Source organism: Streptomyces sp. NPDC048106 (assembly GCF_040706415.1).
Taxonomy (GTDB): domain Bacteria; phylum Actinomycetota; class Actinomycetes; order Streptomycetales; family Streptomycetaceae; genus Streptomyces.
Genome location: NZ_JBEZND010000034.1, coordinates 11817 through 28346 on the forward strand (window position 1 = coordinate 11817; position 16530 = coordinate 28346).

Annotated in this window: 16 protein-coding genes and 2 pseudogenes; 11 read left to right on the top strand and 7 right to left on the bottom strand. The window is 72.2% G+C overall.

Annotated elements, in window-relative coordinates:
- Positions 1–15: 15 nt before the first annotated feature.
- The 6 genes from AB0927_RS28750 (at position 16) to pqqE (ending at position 5049) form a co-directional block, all read left to right on the top strand.
- Complete coding sequence (locus AB0927_RS28750) at positions 16–1716, top strand: PQQ-dependent dehydrogenase, methanol/ethanol family (protein ID WP_366670655.1); 1701 nt, start codon at positions 16–18, stop codon at positions 1714–1716.
- Between the two features lie 45 nt (positions 1717–1761).
- Positions 1762–1857 (top strand): pyrroloquinoline quinone precursor peptide PqqA, encoded by a 96-nt coding sequence (pqqA, locus tag AB0927_RS28755; protein ID WP_366670656.1) that lies wholly within the window; start codon positions 1762–1764, stop codon positions 1855–1857.
- 116 nt (positions 1858–1973) lie between these two features.
- Positions 1974–2861 carry a pyrroloquinoline quinone biosynthesis protein PqqB gene (gene pqqB, locus AB0927_RS28760; protein WP_366670657.1) on the top strand — a complete coding sequence of 296 codons (888 nt, stop codon included), beginning with the start codon at positions 1974–1976 and terminating at the stop codon, positions 2859–2861.
- A 4-nt stretch (positions 2862–2865) separates the two neighbouring features.
- Positions 2866–3564 carry a pyrroloquinoline-quinone synthase PqqC gene (gene pqqC, locus AB0927_RS28765; RefSeq protein WP_366670658.1) on the top strand — a complete coding sequence of 233 codons (699 nt, stop codon included), beginning with the start codon at positions 2866–2868 and terminating at the stop codon, positions 3562–3564.
- 5 nt (positions 3565–3569) lie between these two features.
- Positions 3570–3950, top strand: coding sequence for a pyrroloquinoline quinone biosynthesis peptide chaperone PqqD (gene pqqD / locus AB0927_RS28770; RefSeq protein WP_366670660.1), 381 nt, complete (start codon positions 3570–3572; stop codon positions 3948–3950).
- Positions 3943–5049, top strand: coding sequence for a pyrroloquinoline quinone biosynthesis protein PqqE (gene pqqE / locus AB0927_RS28775; protein WP_366670662.1), 1107 nt, complete (start codon positions 3943–3945; stop codon positions 5047–5049). The genes pqqD and pqqE overlap by 8 nt, the downstream gene beginning before the upstream one ends.
- A 44-nt stretch (positions 5050–5093) precedes the next feature.
- Here pqqE and AB0927_RS28780 read toward each other — a convergent pair whose 3' ends face one another.
- The 3 genes and pseudogenes from AB0927_RS28780 to AB0927_RS28790 form a co-directional block, all read right to left on the bottom strand.
- Positions 5094–5633, bottom strand: coding sequence for a manganese efflux pump (locus tag AB0927_RS28780; RefSeq protein ID WP_366670663.1), 540 nt, complete (start codon positions 5631–5633; stop codon positions 5094–5096).
- A 74-nt stretch (positions 5634–5707) separates the two neighbouring features.
- The gene (locus AB0927_RS28785) at positions 5708–7279 is read right to left on the bottom strand and encodes an acetyl-CoA hydrolase/transferase family protein (protein ID WP_366670664.1); all 1572 of its coding nucleotides are present in this window, start codon (positions 7277–7279) and stop codon (positions 5708–5710) included.
- A pseudogene (locus AB0927_RS28790) lies at positions 7279–8119 on the bottom strand (AMP-binding protein); the annotation flags it as partial. The gene AB0927_RS28785 and the pseudogene AB0927_RS28790, both read right to left, overlap by 1 nt.
- Before the next feature lie 42 nt (positions 8120–8161).
- On the opposite strand from AB0927_RS28790, the gene AB0927_RS28795 reads away from it, so the two are divergent.
- From AB0927_RS28795 to AB0927_RS28810, 4 genes are all read left to right on the top strand, one after another.
- A complete protein-coding gene (locus AB0927_RS28795; RefSeq protein ID WP_366670665.1) occupies positions 8162–8254 on the top strand; it encodes a hypothetical protein in 93 nt (30 codons plus the stop codon).
- A gap of 41 nt (positions 8255–8295) precedes the next feature.
- Complete coding sequence (locus AB0927_RS28800) at positions 8296–9201, top strand: GNAT family N-acetyltransferase (protein ID WP_366670666.1); 906 nt, start codon at positions 8296–8298, stop codon at positions 9199–9201.
- A 116-nt stretch (positions 9202–9317) separates the two neighbouring features.
- Complete coding sequence (locus tag AB0927_RS28805) at positions 9318–10244, top strand: universal stress protein (protein ID WP_366670667.1); 927 nt, start codon at positions 9318–9320, stop codon at positions 10242–10244.
- A gap of 30 nt (positions 10245–10274) precedes the next feature.
- Complete coding sequence (locus AB0927_RS28810) at positions 10275–11270, top strand: nitroreductase (protein ID WP_366670668.1); 996 nt, start codon at positions 10275–10277, stop codon at positions 11268–11270.
- A 31-nt stretch (positions 11271–11301) separates the two neighbouring features.
- Here the strand turns inward: AB0927_RS28810 and AB0927_RS28815 are convergent, their stop codons facing one another.
- Positions 11302–11976, bottom strand: a complete 675-nt coding sequence (locus tag AB0927_RS28815) for a CBS domain-containing protein (protein WP_366670669.1) — start codon at positions 11974–11976, stop codon at positions 11302–11304.
- Between the two features lie 175 nt (positions 11977–12151).
- On the bottom strand, positions 12152–12799 hold the full coding sequence (locus AB0927_RS28820; RefSeq protein ID WP_366670670.1) for an FMN-binding negative transcriptional regulator: 648 nt from the start codon (positions 12797–12799) through the stop codon (positions 12152–12154).
- A gap of 377 nt (positions 12800–13176) precedes the next feature.
- On the opposite strand from AB0927_RS28820, the gene AB0927_RS28825 reads away from it, so the two are divergent.
- A complete protein-coding gene (locus AB0927_RS28825; RefSeq protein ID WP_366670728.1) occupies positions 13177–14328 on the top strand; it encodes a macrolide family glycosyltransferase in 1152 nt (383 codons plus the stop codon).
- A 12-nt stretch (positions 14329–14340) separates the two neighbouring features.
- On the opposite strand, the pseudogene AB0927_RS28830 reads toward AB0927_RS28825, so the two are convergent.
- A pseudogene (locus AB0927_RS28830) lies at positions 14341–15419 on the bottom strand (acyl-CoA desaturase).
- A 145-nt stretch (positions 15420–15564) separates the two neighbouring features.
- Positions 15565–16521: a hypothetical protein gene (locus tag AB0927_RS28835; protein WP_366670671.1), complete on the bottom strand. Its 957-nt coding sequence runs from the start codon at positions 16519–16521 to the stop codon at positions 15565–15567.
- Between the last annotated feature and the right edge of the window lie 9 nt (positions 16522–16530).

Below are 16530 nucleotides of genomic sequence, written 5' to 3' on the forward strand. Positions count from 1 at the left end.
AAGGAGGCGGAGCACATGAGCGTCGACTACGTGGACGCGGGCGAGGCCGTCGACCAGGGCAGCCTCAGCGGCAAGGTCGCGGGCGGAGAGGTCGCGCCGCCGGTGGTGGCAGGCGTCGACTACGAACGCATCCTGCGGGCCCGCGAGGAACCGCAGAACTGGCTCACCTACTACGGCGCCTACAACGGGCAGCGTTACAGCCCGCTGGACCAGCTCGACACCGAGTCCGTCAAGCGCATGGTCCCCGCGTGGGTGTTCCAGGCCGGCACCACCGGTCTGATCGCGGGCGCGTCGACCTACTCCTTCGAGGCCACCCCGATCGTCGTGGACGGGGTCATGTTCCTGTCCGGCTGGGACGGCTGGATCTGGGCCCTCGACGCGAAGACGGGCACGGAGATCTGGCGGTACAAGCACGCGATCCCCTTCGACGTGTCCTTGTGCTGCGGGAACGTCAACCGTGGGGTCGCCGTGGCCCAGGGCAAGCTCTTCTTCGTCACGGCGAACGCCCGTCTGCTCGCGCTCGACGCCACCAACGGCAAGCGGGTCTGGGACACGACCTACGGCGACGTCCGGGCCGGCGAGAGCGCCACCGTCGCCCCGCTGATCGTGAAGAACATGGTCATCGTGGGCAGTTCGGGCGGCGAGTTCGGCGTGCGCGGCCACCTCGACGCGTTCGACCTGGAGACCGGCGAGCACCAGTGGCGCTGCTACACCGTGCCGAAGCCCGGAGAGCCCGGCGCGGAGACCTGGCCGGCCGACGGCGAGGCGTGGGCCCGGGGCGGCGCGAACTGCTGGCTGACCGGCACCTTCGACCCGGAGACGAACCTGCTGTACGTCGGCACCGGCAACCCGGCGCCCGACTTCGACGGAGCCGTCCGCGAGGGCGACAACCTGTTCACGGACTGCATCATCGCCGTCGACGTGGACAGCGGTCAGATCCGCTGGCACTACCAGTGCACGCCGCACGACCTGTGGGACTACGACAGCATCAGCGAGTGCATCCTGTTCGAACAGGGCGGACGCCGACTGCTGGGGCACTTCGACAAGAACGGCTACTTCTTCGTCCTCGACCGCACCAACGGAGAGCGGGTCTCGATCACCCCCTTCGTGGACCGCATCACCTGGGGAGCGATCACCAGGGACGGCCAGGTGACGGCCAAGCTCTACCCGGACAAGGAAGGGGAGCCGGTCCACTTCTATCCGGGTCCGGCCGGCGCCAAGGAGTGGACGCACGCGGCCTACAGCCCGAGGACCGAACTGTTCTACGTCCCGGTCCAGGACACCGGTGCCACGGCCACCCGGCGGCGCCGAGAGTTCAAGGAGAGCATCCCCTACTGGGGCGCGGGCGTTCAGGTGGACATCGAGGACATGGCCGGATCGGTCAGCGCGTTCGACGCGAGCGGTGCGGAGAAGTGGCGCTGGCGCAACGAACTGCCCATGTGCGCCTCGACGCTGGTCACCGGCGGCGACCTGGTGTTCGCCGGGGAACCCTCCGGTGAGTTCGACGCGTTCGACGCCCGCACCGGGGAGCGGCTGTGGCACTTCCAGTGCGGCAGCGGCCACCACAGCAGCCCGACCACCTACATGGTCGACGGCAGGCAGTACGTCGCCGTGCCGGTCGGCTGGGGCGGCTGGGCCGAGGGGTTCCTGCCCGGCATGCTCGGCGCGGGGCACGGAAGCGCGCTGTTCACCTTCGCCCTTCCGGAACCGTCCTAGCGCGTACGCGGAGCCTGCCGCGATGGGCAGAGAGGAGGTGGATCCATGGAGTGCGAGCTCGCTGTGTGGGAGACACCGGAGTTCGAGGAGATCGTGGTCGCGGCCGAGGTGACCATGTACCTCGCCCGGCTGGAGGAGTAGCGGACGGGAGGAGCGGTCGCTCGGGGTGGCGCCGGCCGGTCCGGCGCCACCCCGGTGCCCGGCCACCCCGTGCCCTCTCCTCTCCTCGCGTCCTCTCGGTGAACGGAGGTGCCGTCGTGTTGCTGCGTGTGCTGGGTTCGGCAGCCGGGGGCGGTTCCCCGCAGTGGAACTGCGCCTGCCCGGTGTGCGCCGCGGTCCGCTCGGGTGCCGGGGTCGCGCGTACCCAGTCGTCGGTCGCGGTCAGCGCCGACGGCCGCCGGTGGTTCCTGGTCAACGCCTCGCCCGACATCCGCGCCCAGATCGAGTCCTTCTCCGGTCTGCGTCCGCGCGGTGACCGTACGACGCCCCTGGAGGCGGTGCTGCTCACCGACGCCGAACTGGACCACACCCTCGGCCTGCTGCTGTTGCGCGAGGCCCGCGCCCTGCTGCTGTACGCCACGCCGACGGTGCACAAGTCCCTGCGGGACGGCTCGGGGATCCTGCGCACGCTGGAGCACTACTGCCCCGTCGAGTGGCGCGCGGTGATCCCCGGCACCGATTTCCCCCTGGGGGACGGGCTGTTCTGCCGGGCGTTCGACGTGCCCACCACCAAGCACCCCCGGTTCGGCGGCGGCCCGGACCACGACCGCGTCGTGGGCTACCGGCTGACCGACGAACGCGGTGGAGGGACGCTGGTCTACCTGCCGGCGGTGCAGGCGCTGACCCGGGCGCTGCGCAGGGAGATCGAGGGCTGCCCGTGCCTGCTGATCGACGGGACGTGCTGGCGCGACGACGAGCTGGTACGGCTCGGCCTGGCCGACAGGACGTCCCGGGAGATGGGCCACCTGCCCCTGGACGGCCCGGACGGCAGCCTGGCGCAGCTCTCGTCGCTGGGCGTGGGGCGGACCGTCTTCGTGCACATGAACAACACCAATCCGATCCTCCTGGAGGACACGCCCGAGCGGCGTACGGTGGAGGAGTACGGCATGGAGGTCGCCATGGACGGCCTGGAGATCCAGGTGTAGTGCCGTGCCGACGACGGCCACGGTGACGAGCGCCGACGGTTTCGTCGAGGCGCTGCGGGCCCATGCGCGCCGGTACCACGACCAGCACCCGTTCCACGTCCGGATGAACGCCGGTCTGCTGAGCCCCGGGCAGATCCGGGGCTGGGTCGCGAACCGCTTCTACTACCAGGAGAACATCCCCCGCAAGGACGCGGCGATCCTGTCGAACTGCCCCGACCTGGAGGTCCGCCGCCGCTGGATCCGGCGCATCCTCGACCATGACGGCACCGCCGCCGGGGAGGGCGGCATCGAGGCGTGGCTGCGTCTGGGGGAGGCCGCCGGGCTGAGCCGCGAGGAGATGCTGGACCACCGGCATCTGGTGCCGGGGGTGCGGTTCGCCGTGGACGCCTATGTGAACTTCGCGCGGACCCGGCCGTGGGTGGAGGCGGTGGCGTCGTCGCTCACGGAGATGTTCGCGCCCGACCTGATGGCGGCGCGGCTGGCCGGGTTCGAGCGGTGGTACCCGTGGATCGCCCCCGAGGGCCTCGCCTACTTCCGGGCCCGGCTGGAGCAGGCTCCCCGGGACTGCGAGCACGCCCTCGACGTGGTCACCGCGCGCTGCCGGACCGCCGAGTCGCGGGCCCGCGCGGTCGCCGCGCTGTCGTTCAAGTGCGACGTCCTGTGGAGCCTGATGGACGCCGTCGACCAGGCCTACCCGGAGTGACCGTCATGGACCCGCACCCCACCGGAACGAACCCGCCGAGCCGCACGGCGACGACGCCCCGTCCCGGCGCCGTGGTGTCCGGCTCCGACCGGCCCCGGCTGGCGCGCCATGTCCGGCTCGGCTTCGACCGGACCAGGCAGCGCCGGATCCTGCTCCACCCCGAGGCGGTGGTGGTGCTGAACGACAGCGGCGCGGCCATCCTCGACCTGTGCGACGGCCGGCACACCGTGGCCGGGATCGTGAGCGAGCTGGGCGCGCGCTACCAGCGCGTCCCCGGCGACGAGGTACGGCAGTTCCTCGCCCGGCTCGCCGCCCGGCGCTACGTGGAACTCGGCCATGCCGATACCCATACCGATGGCGACGGCGGTGGCGATACCGATGGATAGCCCCTACGGTCTGCTCGCCGAGCTGACATACCGCTGCCCGCTCGCGTGCCCGTACTGCTCGAACCCGCTGAATCTGGCCGACTACGGGGACGAGCTGAGCACCGCTGAATGGCTGCGGGTGCTGACGGAGGCCGGCGATCTCGGGGTGTTGCAGTGCCATCTGTCCGGCGGTGAACCGCTGCTGCGGCGCGACCTGGTGGAGATCGTGGCGCACGCCCGCGACCTGGGCCTGTACACCAACCTGATCACCAGTGCCCTGGGGTTCTCGCGGGCGCGGGCGCGGGAGTTGCGGGCCGCGGGGCTGGACCATGTGCAGATCAGCGTCCAGGCCGACGAGCCGGCGAGGTCCGACCGGATCGCCGGGATCCCGTCCTTCCGGCGCAAGGTCGAGGCGATGGGCACGGTCAAGGAGCTGGGCTGGCCGCTGACCGTGAACGTGGTGCTGCACCGGTACAACATCGACCGCGTCGCCGAGGTGCTGGCCCTGGCCGAGGAGGTGGACGCCGACCGGGTGGAGCTGGCCAACACCCAGTACTACGGCTGGGCTTGGCGCAACCGCGAGGCGCTGCTGCCGAGCCGGGCGCAGCTCGCTGCGGCCGAGGGCGTCGTACGGGCCGCGCGGGAGCGGCTGCGGGGCCGGATGGACATCGTCTACGTCATCCCCGACTACTACAGCCGCTATCCGAAGCCCTGCATGGGCGGTTGGGCCGCCCGGCAGCTGACCGTCACGCCGAACGGCGACGTGCTTCCGTGCCCGGCCGCCCAGTCGCTGCCGCTGCCCCGGGCGAGCGTGCGCGAGGACTCCCTGGCGCGGATCTGGGCCGAGGCCCCGGTGATGACCGCGTTCCGGGGCACCGACTGGATGCCGGAGCCCTGTCGCGGTTGTCCACGGCGGGAGGTGGACTTCGGCGGGTGCCGCTGCCAGGCGTTCCTGCTCACCGGCGACGCGGCGCGCACCGACCCGGTCTGCCATCTGTCGCCCGACCACGAACTGGTCACGCGGGCGGTCGAGGCCGCCAACGCCGGGGCGCGGAGCGGCGGTCCGCCGCTGGTCCCCCGCCCGCACCAGGTGCGCCGGCCGGCCGGGCACACGGGCTGAGAGCCCCCGGGCCGCGGCCCGGCGCTCGTGGGACGTGGCAGCCCTCAGCCGCCGAACACCAGCGGCAGGGCCGCGGCGGCGATGATCAGGGTGACTCCGCTGACCAGGTCCGAGCGGAGCCGGACGAGGCGGGCGGCGGCGCGGCCGAGACGCAGCCCGATGAGGGACATCCCCGCGGTGATGAGGCCGAAGACGGCGGCGGACAGCCAGGGGGAGAGCCCGAGGATCCCGAGGCTCGCTCCGGCGATCAGGTTGTCCAGGCTCAGCGTCAACGGGATGCCGAACAGGGCCCACGGATGGTCGAGTTCGTCCGGCTCCGGGCGGCGCAGGGCCGAGACGACGAGGAAGAGGCCGTAACCGCCGAGGGCCGCCGCGCCCACCACATCGGCGTAGCCCTTGATGGACTCCCCGATCTCGTGGCCGATCAACAGCCCGATCAGGGGCATGACCGCGTCCCACAGCCCGAAGGTCCCCGCGACCTGCACCGCGCGTCTCGGTCCGAAGGGGACGGTGCCGAGCGCGATCGATACCCGGAAATTGTCGAGACTGAGTACGAAACCCAGGCCCAGCATTTCCCAGACCATAACCGGCATTCTATCCCAGAAGACCCACGCCGGTATGTCCGGTGAGCGGGCCCGGGGGATTTCCGCATCGCCGTTCAGCGCATGGAACCGGTCCTCATGAACCGTGTGTGCCAGGAGAGGGATTCCTCCAGCAGGTGCGGGGTGTGGCGGCCGTAGGAGGAGTGCAGGGCGCGCTCGTAATAGTCCTCCAGGGCGGGCCGGAAGTCCGGGTGGGCGCAGTTCTGGATGACGCGGCGGGCGCGCTGCTTGGGCGAGAGGCCGCGCAGGTCGGCGAGGCCCTGTTCGGTGACGATGACGTCCACGTCGTGTTCGGTGTGGTCGACGTGGGACACCATCGGCACGATGGCGGAGATCGCGCCCTGCTTGGCCCGCGAGGGGCTGAGGAAGAAGGAGATCAGGCCGTTGCGGGCGAAGTCGCCGGAGCCGCCGATGCCGTTCTGGACGCGGCTGCCCATGACATGGGTGGAGTTGATGTTGCCGTAGATGTCGGCCTCGATCATGCCGTTCATGGCCAGACAGCCGAGCCTGCGGGCGACCTCGGGGTGGTTGCTGATCTCCTGGGGGCGCAGCACGATCTTGTCGCGGTACTCCCCCGCGCGGGCGTTGAACCGCTCGACCGCTCCCGGGCTGAGCGAGAAGGCGGTGGCCGAGACGCCGACCAGCTTGCCGGTGTCGATCAGGTGCAGCATGCCGTCCTGGATGACCTCGGTGTAGGCGGTGAGGTTCTCGAACGGTCCCTCGTCGAGTCCGGCGAGCACGGCGTTGGCGACGTTGCCCACGCCCGACTGGAGGGGGAGCAGGTTCTCCGGGAGGCGTCCCCGCGCGACCTCGTGGGCCAGGAAGTCCAGCACGTGCCCGGCGATCCGCCGGGAGACCTCGTCCGGCGCCGAGAACGGGGTGTTGCGGTCGGGGGCGTCGGTCGGCACGACCCCGATGATCTTCTCGGTGGGGCACAGCAGGTGCGGGACGCCGATGCGGTCGGTGGGCCGGACGATGGGGACGGGCGTCCGGTGCGGGGGCAGGGCGGTGCCGTAGTAGATGTCGTGCATGCCCTCCAGCCCGGCCGGCTGGCGGGAGTTGACCTCCAGGATCACCGCGTCCGCGCGCTCGATCCAGGTCTTGTTGTTGCCTACCGAGGAGGACGGGATGAGGCGGCCGTCGTCGGTGACGCCGGTGACCTCGATGACGGCCACGTCCAGCGGGCCGAGGAAGCCCTGCCAGACCATCTGCGCGACATGCGAGAGGTGCATGTCGAGGTACTCCATCCGCCCCTCGTTGATCTCCCGGCGGGTGATGGGGTCGGACTGGTAGGGCAGGCGCAGTTCGATGCCCTCGGCCTCGGCGAGCACGCCGTCGAGTTCCGGGGCGGTGGAGGCGCCCGTCCACACGTCGACCCGCATCCGCTCGCCGCGCGCGCTCGCGGCGGCGATGCGGCCGGCGAGGGCCTGCGGCACCGCCTTCGGGTAGCCGGCGCCGGTGAAGCCGCTCATGCCGACCGTCGCGCCGGCCGGGATCAGCGCCGCGGCCTCCTCGGCGGTCATGATCCGGTCCGCGAGCCGCGCGTCCTGGATCCGGCCTCCGGAGTGCGCGTCCGGCCTGGCGCCGGGCGTCCCCGCGGTCTCACGGGTCGGGTCTTCGGTCTGCATCAGCTCTCCTTGCGCAGCACGAGGCGCAGTGATTCCAGTACGGCGGGGTCGTCGATGGTGGCGGGCACCGGGGTGTCGTCCCCGTTGGCGAGCGAGCGCATGGAGGCGCGCAGGATCTTGCCGGAACGGGTCTTCGGCAGGGCCACCACCGTGACGTCCTTGAGCGCGGCGATCGGGCCGATCCGGTCGCGGACCTCGCGGACGATCTCCGCCTCCAGCTCGCCGGGATCGCGGGTGGCGGTGGCCTTCAGCACCACGAAGGCGCGCGGCACCTGCCCCTTCAGGGCGTCGTGCACCGCGATGACCGCGCACTCGGCGACGTCGGGATGGGCGGCGACGACCTCCTCCATCGCGCCCGTGGACAGCCGGTGCCCGGCGATGTTGATCACGTCGTCCGTGCGGCCCATGACGAACACATAGCCGTCCTCGTCGCGGTATCCGCCGTCGCCGGTGAGGTAGTAGCCCGGATAGCGGGACAGGTACGCGTCCACGTAGCGCTCGTCGTCCCCCCACAGCGTGGTGAGCGTGCCGGGCGGCAGCGGCAGCGGCAGCCGCAGCGCGATGGCGCCCTCCTCGCCCGCCGGGCGGTCATGTCCCTCGAAGTCGAGGATCCGCAGGTCGTAGCCCGGCATGGGCACGCTCGGCGGGCCCGGCTTGACCTCCATCGGCTCCAGTCCCCGGGGGGTTCGCGGCGATCGGCCAGCCCGTCTCGGTCTGCCACCAGTTGTCGATCACGGGCACGTCCAGCGTCGGGCGGGCCCAGGCGTAGGTGTCCGGGTCGAGGCGCTCGCCGGCGAGGAACAGACAGCGCAAGGGCGTCATGTCGTACCCGGCCATGAGAACCCGGAGATCGCCGCGGAACTCCACCTCGCGCGCAACGCCGTGAAGACGTATCTCCAATCCGCGATGCACAAGCTCGGCGCACGGAACCGGGTGGAGGCGATCGCGAAGGCGGGCGAGGCGAGATTGCTCTGAACGGATCTCCCCGCTCATGATCATGTGGCTAATGTGACCGGGTGACAGAATTCAGCGTTCTCGATGACGACACGGTGTGGCAGAAGGACTTCGAGCGGCGGCTCGTCGCCTCGTACGAGGCGGCCGGGCTCGGGGCGGCCGCGGCGGAGGCATACGTGCCGAAGGGCCGGGCCCTGGTCGGGGACTGGACGGTCGCCGGGATCATGGACGCCGGGGTCCGGGTGGGGTTCGTGGCCGTGAAGGTGGACGAGGAGCGGGGGGCGCTCGCGGGGAGCATCGGGGATCTGTACGTCGAGGCGGGCCATGCGGGCCGGGGGCACGAGGAGGCCGCCCGGGAGTGGGCGGAGCGGTGGTGCGCGGAGCGGGGGGCGCGCCGGGTGGGGGTCCGGGTCACCGAACCCGCCACGGGCGAGATGTTCGCCGGTTACCGCGTCCGCGGGCAGGTCAGGGCGCGACGCGTCGATTCCGCGCCGGAGCCGGTCGACGGTGTCACCGCGCGGCCGATGACCGAGGACGAGTACGCCGGTTGGCTCGCCCTGGAGAAGGCCGCCTACGTCGGCGACATCGTCCGCTCCGGGGCGCTGGACCAGGAGGGGGCCGTACGCAAGTCGGACCAGGACTTCGCCGACCTGTTGCCCGAGGGCCTGGCCACGCCCGACAACACGTTGCTGGTGCTGGAGGCGGCGGGCGAGCCGATCGGCACGGCGTGGCTGCGGCACGGATACCTGCCGGGGGTCAGCTACGGGTACTCGCTGCACATCCACGAGGAGCACCGGGGCAAGGGATACGGGCGGGCCGCGATGACCGTCGGCGAACAGGCCACGTTCGCGGCGGGCGACTCGGCGCTGATGTTCACCGTGTGGGGCGGCAACGAGGTGGCCATGAACCTGTACACGAGCACGGGGTACCGGATCGTGGACGAAAACCGGTCGGCCGAGCTGGCCTGACCGCCGCGTCGCGCGCCGCTCGGTGACGGGCGTCCCGTCGGCTGTGCGGGGCGGCCGCTCCTGCCTTTTCATGGAAAGGGCGGCGGCGCCCGCGCCGCCGGGAGGAGATGAGGACGATGTCCGCTCCCGTACCTCCGAGCGCGGACGACCGGGGCGCTCGGAACACCGGTCCCGCCCGCCGGCCGATCGTGGTGGGCGTCGATCCCGACCGCGCCCACCGGATGGCGCCGGCCTGGGCGGCGGACGAGGCCGACCGCCGCCGGCTGCCGCTGCGCCTGGTCCACGTCGAGGGCGTGCCGACCCCAGGCGACCGGAGACAGGCGGTGCCCCCCTCCTGGGAGGGGTGGAACGAGGCGCTGCACGAGGCCGGGAAGCAGGTGCTGGAGGAGGCCGCGGAGTTCGTCACGGCCCGGCACCCGCGCCTGGAGGTGGACACCCTGCTCGCCGAGGGGGATCCGGATCCGGTGTGGACGCTGTGCGAGCAGAGCCGCGACGCCACCTCCCTCGTCCTGGGCTCGCGCCACCTGAGCCGGCGGCGGGAGGTGTTCGGGTCCGCGTCGACCGCCCTGCCGGTGATGGCCCGTACCCGCTGCCCCCTGGTGGTCGTGCCCGAGCCGGAACCCCTGGCCCAGGACCGGCCGTACTACGTCGTCGGCGTCGACGGCAGCGAACGCTCCGCGGCGGCGGTCGACGTGGCGTTCGAGGAGGCGGCCCTGCGGGGCGCCGGGCTGCGGGCCCTGCTCGTGTGGGAGCACGGGCCGCTGAGGGTCTTCGACGAGCACGGGTCGCAGGAGGAGGCCCGCCGGCTGCTCTCCGAGATCGTGGCGGGCCGCCACGCGCGCTACCCCGAGGTGGAGCTGCGCCACGAAGTGGTCGCGGGCCATCCGGTCCAGGTGCTCACCGAGGCCTCGGCCCACACACTGGGCCTGGTGGTGGGCACCCGCGGCCGCGGCGGCTTCGCGGGCATGCTGCTCGGCTCCGTGAGCCAGGGCGTGCTGCACCACGCCCTCTGTCCTGTCCTCGCGGTCCCGACCCACGGGTGAACCGCCGAGCCGGTACGAAGGGAAGCCACCGTGACGCCAGAGCACCTCGCCGTGAGCGCGGTCACCGCGCTCGTCACGGACGCCGCCGCGGCGCCCTCCCTGGGCAACGCGCAGCCCTGGGCGTTCCGTTACCTGCGGGACACCGGTGTGCTGCGGCTGTACGCCGACCTGGAGCGCACCCTCCCGCAGGCCGACCCGGAGAACCGGGGCCTGCACCTGGGCTGCGGTGCGGCGCTGCTGAACCTGCGGGTCTCCGCCGCCGCGGCGGGGCTCGCCCCGGCCGTCCGGCTGCTGCCCGATCCCGCGCACCCGGACTTCCTCGCCGAGGTGAGCCTCCCCGGTACCGGGTCACCCGACGACGCGCTGGCCGCACTGCACCCGGCGGTCCCCAGACGGCATTCGAGCCGCTTCCCCTACCGCGAGGAGGACATCCCCGCCGACGTGCGGGATCGGCTGCACGAAGCGGCGCGTGCCGAGGGTGCCCAGCTCGTGATGCCGGGCGCCTGGCACGTGCAGTCGGTCCTGGAACTGGTGCGGGACGCCGAGGGCCAGGAAGCGGGCGACCCGGCTTGGCGTGCGGAGACGGCACGGTGGGCGCGTACGGAACCAGCCGCGCCCGACGCCGCCGGGGTGCCCGACGGCATCCCCGCCGAGGCGTTCGGCCCCCGGCAGCGCGGTTCCTCGGCCCCGGTACGCGACTTCGCCGCCGGTCGTCCGGTACCCGGCCGCGGGCAGGCCGACTTCGAGAAGAACCCGAAGATCGCGCTGCTCGGCACGGACGAGGACGGCCCGGCGGACTGGCTGCGCGCCGGTCAGGCACTGGAGCGAGTCCTGCTCCGGGCCACCACCGACGGGCTGGTCGCCTCGCTCACCTCCCTGCCCCTGGAGTGGTCCGAGACCCGCTGGGCCGTCCGTGACCCCGTCTCGGCCATGGCCCACGTCCAGATGGTGATCCGTCTCGGCTACGGCCCCGAGGGTCCCGCGAGTCCCCGGCGGCCGGTGGCCGACGTGCTCGACGTCGTCTGACCGGGCCGGCCGCGCCGCCGCACGCGCGGTCTCACGTTCCGGTGGGCGCGTCCCGTGCGTCGTCCGTCCGGTAGGCGAGATCCCCGGACACCGAGACCACCCCGTCGACGCCACGGCACAGCTTCTCGACGACGGGGATCTGGCTCCGGAACTCCACGATGCCGGAGAGGGTGACCTTGCCGTCCCGCACCTCCGCCGTCACATCGCGGGGGTCGAGGAGGAGCGTGCCCCGCAGCAGATCCCGGTTGATCTCCTCGCGGATGGCCTCGTCGCGGCGCACGAAGACCCGCAGCAGGTCGGCGCGGCTGACGATGCCCACGAGCCGGTCCGCCTCGTCCACCACGGGCAGGCGTTTGACACGCTGGGTCTCCATGAGACGGGCGGCCTCGACCACGGTCCACCCGGGGCGGGCACACACCGCGGGAGCGGACATCAGTTCCTCGGCGCGGGTGCCCTCGGCCTTGGCGCGTTCCCAGGCCTCCGGATGCGGGACGGGGGTCAGACCCGACGGGTCGGCCTGGTCGGCGCTCTTGCGCAGCAGGTCGGCCTCGGACACCACACCCAGCGGACGGTCCGTCTCGTCCACCACGGGTACGGCGGTGACGTCGTTCTCCTCCAGCAGCCTCGCGATTTCCTTGAACGAGGTGTCATGCCGTGCCCGGACGACGTCCCGGGTCATGAGTTCCTCGACCGTTCGGTGGTGCATGTCGCCTCCCGGATACGGGGCGCCCACCTCGCGGATCACGGGTTGCGGCCCCGTACGGCGGTGAGGCCCGCGTGGCAGGTCGGATACAGCACCATTCTGCGGAGGGTACGGCGATCATGCGAGCCCACCCCGGCGGCCGGCCGTCGCCGGGGTGAAGCGTGCCGGGGAGCGGGCGTCAGGCCTTCCAGGTGCCGATGCGGTCCACACGGCGCAGCTGCTGGCGGGCCGTGTGCACGTCGAGGCCCTCGCCGCGTTCGGTGAGGCGGTCGGCGACGGTGGTGCGGAGTTCGACGGGCTTGTGGTTGTCGTACTTGAACTTCGCCCGTACCTCGACGACCTCCAGCCGCAGGCCGCGGATGCCCGGCAGCATCCGGCCGTAGGGCGGCTGGTCGGCCTCGACGGGGGCGTGGTCGCCGTCGGGCTGGAAGTGCGCGAGCTGGCGGCGCAGCAGCTCGGCCTTGGCCTCGGGCTCGTCGATGATGTGGGCGCGGCAGGTGAACTGGACGGCCGCGTAGTAGCTGGTCGGCACGCCGTCGGTGGGCGGGACCTCGGGCGCGGCGCGCCAGGGGCCGGGGATGAAGGCGTAGTCACCGCTGACGCTGAAGGTGACGTTCGGGTCGTGCTCGATCGCCTTCCAGACCGGGTTGGGCCGGGCGAGGTGGATCAGCAGGTGGCCGCCGTCGGTGACGAAGTGGGTGGGCACGACGACGGGTGCCTCGCCGGGCAGACCGTTGACGCTGAGCTGTCCGAAGTCGTGGCCGTCGGCGATCCAGGCCTGCCATTCGGCGTCGTCCAGACCGGCGTCCCAGGGCTGGATGAACATGTGGGTCTCCTCGACGGTCGTGCGGCGGATCGGGCGCCACCGGGCACGGCACGTCCCTCACCAGCGGTGGAACCAGTGGACCGTACAACAGCTCGACCGGGCAGCGTCAACCGCTTGCCGCTGCGGAAAAGGTGGTGCCGGGGAGCCTGCGCACGGCTAGAGTCACCGGCATGCGCTTCACTCAGATCTACGGCTGAACGGGGCGGGGCAGCGCCCCGGTCTCCCTTCCGCATGCCTCGACACGTCCGCGACGACGGCCGGTTTCCGTCAGCGCGCGGGCCTGCCGGGCCCCTTTCGCCGTTTCGCCGTAGACCTGGAATGAGTGAGTCGTCTTGTCTTCCCTGCCCTCCGCGTCGCGCCGCCGTGCCCACATCGCCATGGTCGGCATCCCGATCGTCAGCCACGTCCTGCCCAGCCTCGCCGTCATCCGCGAACTGGTGGCGCGTGGCCACCGGGTGACCTATGCCAACGACCCGGCGGTCGCCGACCTGGTCACGGGCGCCGGTGCCGAACTCGTGCCCTGCCCGTCCGGGCTGCCGTTCGCCGACAACACCTGGCCCGAGGACCCCGTCGCCGTGATGGACCTCTTCCTCTCCGACGCCGTCCAGGCACTCCCCCGGCTGCGCGCCGCCTACGACGACGACCCGGCGGATCTGTACCTGTACGACATCGGCGCCTACGCCGGGCGGGCCCTCGCCGAGTCGCAGGGCCGGCCGGTGACGCAGTTGTCCCCGACGTTCGTGGCGTGGGAGGGCTACGGCGAGGAGGTGGGGGCGCACATCCGGCGGCTGCCGGGCGCCGACGCCCACTGGGCGAGGTTCGCCGAGTGGCTCGCCGGGTGCGGGGCGGCCACCACCGATGTGGACGCCTTCACCGGCCGTCCCGCGCGCACCCTGGCGCTCATCCCCCGGGCGATGCAGCCGCACGCCGAGCGGGTCGACACCAGCACGGTGACCTACGTCGGACCCTGCTTCGACCGGGCGGCGGACGCCCCGGAGGGCTGGGCCCGCCCGGCGGGCGCGGAGAAGGTCCTACTGGTGTCCCTGGGCTCGGCTTTCACCCGGCAGCCGGAGTTCTACCGCCGGTGCCTCGCGGCCTACGGCGATCTGCCCGGCTGGCACGTCGTCCTCCAGATCGGCAAGTACACCGACCCCCGCGAACTCGGCACCGTCCCGTCCAATGTCGAGGTCCACTCCTGGGTCCCGCAGCGGGCGATCCTCGACCAGGCGGACGCCTTCGTCACCCACGCCGGCATGGGGGGCTGCGGCGAGGGACTGCTGGCGGGCGTCCCGATGATCGCCGTACCGCAGGCCGCCGAGCAGTTCATGAACGCCGACCGGCTGGTGGAGCTGGGGGTGGCCCGCCGCATCGACACCGCGGACGCCACGGCCGACGCCCTGCGGACCGCTCTGGCGGACCTGACCGGGGACGCGGAGGTCGCACGCCGCTCGGCGCGGCTGCGCGCCGAGGCACGGGCCGAGGGCGGCACCGGGCGTGCCGCCGACCTCATCGAGGAGTGGCTGTCCTGACCCTCGCGCACGTCACACCGCCGCCCTGCGCCGCCGCCTGATCGGTTCCCCCACCCGGTGCATATGGGTGAGCGCTTCGCGGTAGGACTGGATCAGCGCGGTCTCGTGGTACGGCACGCCGATCTCCGCGCAGTACGCGCGCACCACGGCCTGGGCCCGGCGCAGATGGGGCGTGGGCATGCTCGGGAACAGGTGGTGCTCTATCTGGTAGTTGAGCCCACCGAGCATCACGTCGGTGAACAGGCCGCCGCGCACATTGCGGGAGGTGAGCACCTGGCGGCGCAGGAAGTCGGGCCGTTCGTCACCGCGGAAGGTCGGCATGCCCTTGTGGTTCGGTGCGAAGGTGCAGCCGAGGTAGACGCCGAAGAGGCACTGGTGCACGGCGAGGAACGCCACCGCTTTGCCGGGGGAGAGCACCACGAACAGCGCGGACAGGTAGGCCGCGATGTGCAGGAAGAGGAGGGAGCCCTCCAGCAGCCGGTTCTTCATCGACGGCGAGCGCAGCGCCCGCACGCTCGCGACATGCAGGTTGAAGCCCTCCAGTGTCAGCAGCGGGAAGAACAGGAGGCCTGGTGGCCACCGATGAGGCGGGCCAGACCGCGGCTGTCGCGGGCCTGGTCGGTGGACCACACCAGGATGTCCGGGGCGACGTCGGGGTCGAGTCCCTCGTGGTTGGGGTTGGCGTGGTGACGCGTGTGCTTGTTCATCCACCAGCCGTAGCTCATGCCGATGCCGAGGTTGCCGAAGAGCCGGCCCCATATCTCGCTCGGCCGGCGCCGCCGGAAGACCTGCCGGTGGGCCAGGTCGTGGGCCAGCAGGGCGACTTGACCGAACATCAGCGCCAGGAAGGCGGCGACCGCGAGCTGCCACCAGGTGTCCCCGAGCGCGAGGAAGGCTCCCCAGCCCGCCGCCAGCAGCGCGACCACCGCACCGAGCCGCGCCGTGTAGTAACCGGGGCGCCGCGCCAGCAGACCCGCCTCCGCGACGCGCCGGGAGAGTCTGGCGAAGTCGCTGCCGGCCTGGGGCGTCGAGGGGCGGGGAGGGGCGGCGGGGGTGCCCGCGGCCACGGGGATGTCGGTGGAAATCGTCATGCCATCGAGTCTCGCGACGGCCGTCCGTCCGAGACAGCCTGCCAGCCACCGGGCCGTCGGGGGGGCTTCCCCCCGGTCATGGCAGGGGGGTTACCACCCCGGCGCGGCCGCTCGAAGGCCGGCCGCCCCGGGGTCGGTCGGTGGGTCAGGAGTCGGAGGGGGGTTTGTAGAGACGCACGGTGGCGGCGATCTTCCGTACCGTCGCGTCCGTCACCTCGCCGGGGACGCCCTTGGCGCCGAAGAAGGACCAGGAGACCAGGTCCCCTTGCGCGTTCTTGAAGGCGAAGGTCCAGGCCTTGCCGTCCGTCGCGCACTTCCGGGACTTCGCCGCCCCCGCGGACCAGGCGCTGCCCAGATCGCCCCGGAGGCCGGAGCTGGTGGTGAAGGGCTCGACGGTGCCGGACTTCACCTTCGTCTCGTCCGGCTGGGTGTAGGCGCCGTAGACCCAGGTCCTCGGGTCGGTGCCGGCTATCTCCTTGGTGCTGCGGGCCCCGTTGTTGCGCCTGCTGCCCGCGGTGGCCAGGGCGGTGTCGTCCACGGTGCCGTCCCTGTCCGTGTCGGAGGAGCACCACTCGGGCTTCAGGGACGCGGGTGCCTGGACCCCGATGAGCGGTTTGTCGTCCGGGTCGCCGTTCCTGGAGACGTAGGTGACCCAGTCGGGCGTCTGGAGTTTCCACTGCGGCGGGACGTCGAAGGCGATGCCCTGGGTCGGGTTGGTGACGACCTTCCAGCCCTTGACCGTGGCGGTGCGGCCGTCGGAGCTCCGCGGGTTGCCGGTGCTCTGCCGCGGCGACGCGGTGGGGCCCGGCTCCACCCGGTCGTGCTTGTCGCCGCCGAGAACCAGGAAGCCGGTGACACCCGCGGCGAGGACGACGGCCGCGGCGGCGACGACCGCTACGAGCCTGGTCCGGTCCCGGCCGCCACCGCCCGGCGGCGCGGGCACGGGCGCCCCGGCCGGCTGGGTGGGCGCGTTCCATGGCTGAGGTTGCTGATATGGGTTCGGCTGGTGGTACCCGGCCTGCTGGTAGGGGTTCGGTTGGTTTTCGACCGGGGGCTGCTGCGAGTTCTCTCCGCCCCCCGGTGGCTGCTCTCCTGGCCACATGCGAGGTAA

Bases quoted from the DNA above. Each gene is read 5' to 3' on its own strand.
- AB0927_RS28820 (WP_366670670.1), bottom strand. From the start codon at position 12,799: ATGTTCATCCAGCCCTGGGACGCCGGTCTGGACGACGCCGAATGGCAG.
- pqqE (WP_366670662.1), top strand. From the start codon at position 3,943: ATGGATAGCCCCTACGGTCTGCTCGCCGAGCTGACATACCGCTGCCCG.
- AB0927_RS28825 (WP_366670728.1), top strand. From the start codon at position 13,177: ATGGTCGGCATCCCGATCGTCAGCCACGTCCTGCCCAGCCTCGCCGTC.
- AB0927_RS28785 (WP_366670664.1), bottom strand. From the start codon at position 7,279: ATGCAGACCGAAGACCCGACCCGTGAGACCGCGGGGACGCCCGGCGCC.
- AB0927_RS28815 (WP_366670669.1), bottom strand. From the start codon at position 11,976: ATGCACCACCGAACGGTCGAGGAACTCATGACCCGGGACGTCGTCCGG.
- AB0927_RS28750 (WP_366670655.1), top strand. From the start codon at position 16: ATGAGCGTCGACTACGTGGACGCGGGCGAGGCCGTCGACCAGGGCAGC.
- pqqA (WP_366670656.1), top strand. From the start codon at position 1,762: ATGGAGTGCGAGCTCGCTGTGTGGGAGACACCGGAGTTCGAGGAGATC.
- pqqD (WP_366670660.1), top strand. From the start codon at position 3,570: ATGGACCCGCACCCCACCGGAACGAACCCGCCGAGCCGCACGGCGACG.
- AB0927_RS28805 (WP_366670667.1), top strand. From the start codon at position 9,318: ATGTCCGCTCCCGTACCTCCGAGCGCGGACGACCGGGGCGCTCGGAAC.
- AB0927_RS28780 (WP_366670663.1), bottom strand. From the start codon at position 5,633: ATGGTCTGGGAAATGCTGGGCCTGGGTTTCGTACTCAGTCTCGACAAT.
- AB0927_RS28835 (WP_366670671.1), bottom strand. From the start codon at position 16,521: ATGTGGCCAGGAGAGCAGCCACCGGGGGGCGGAGAGAACTCGCAGCAG.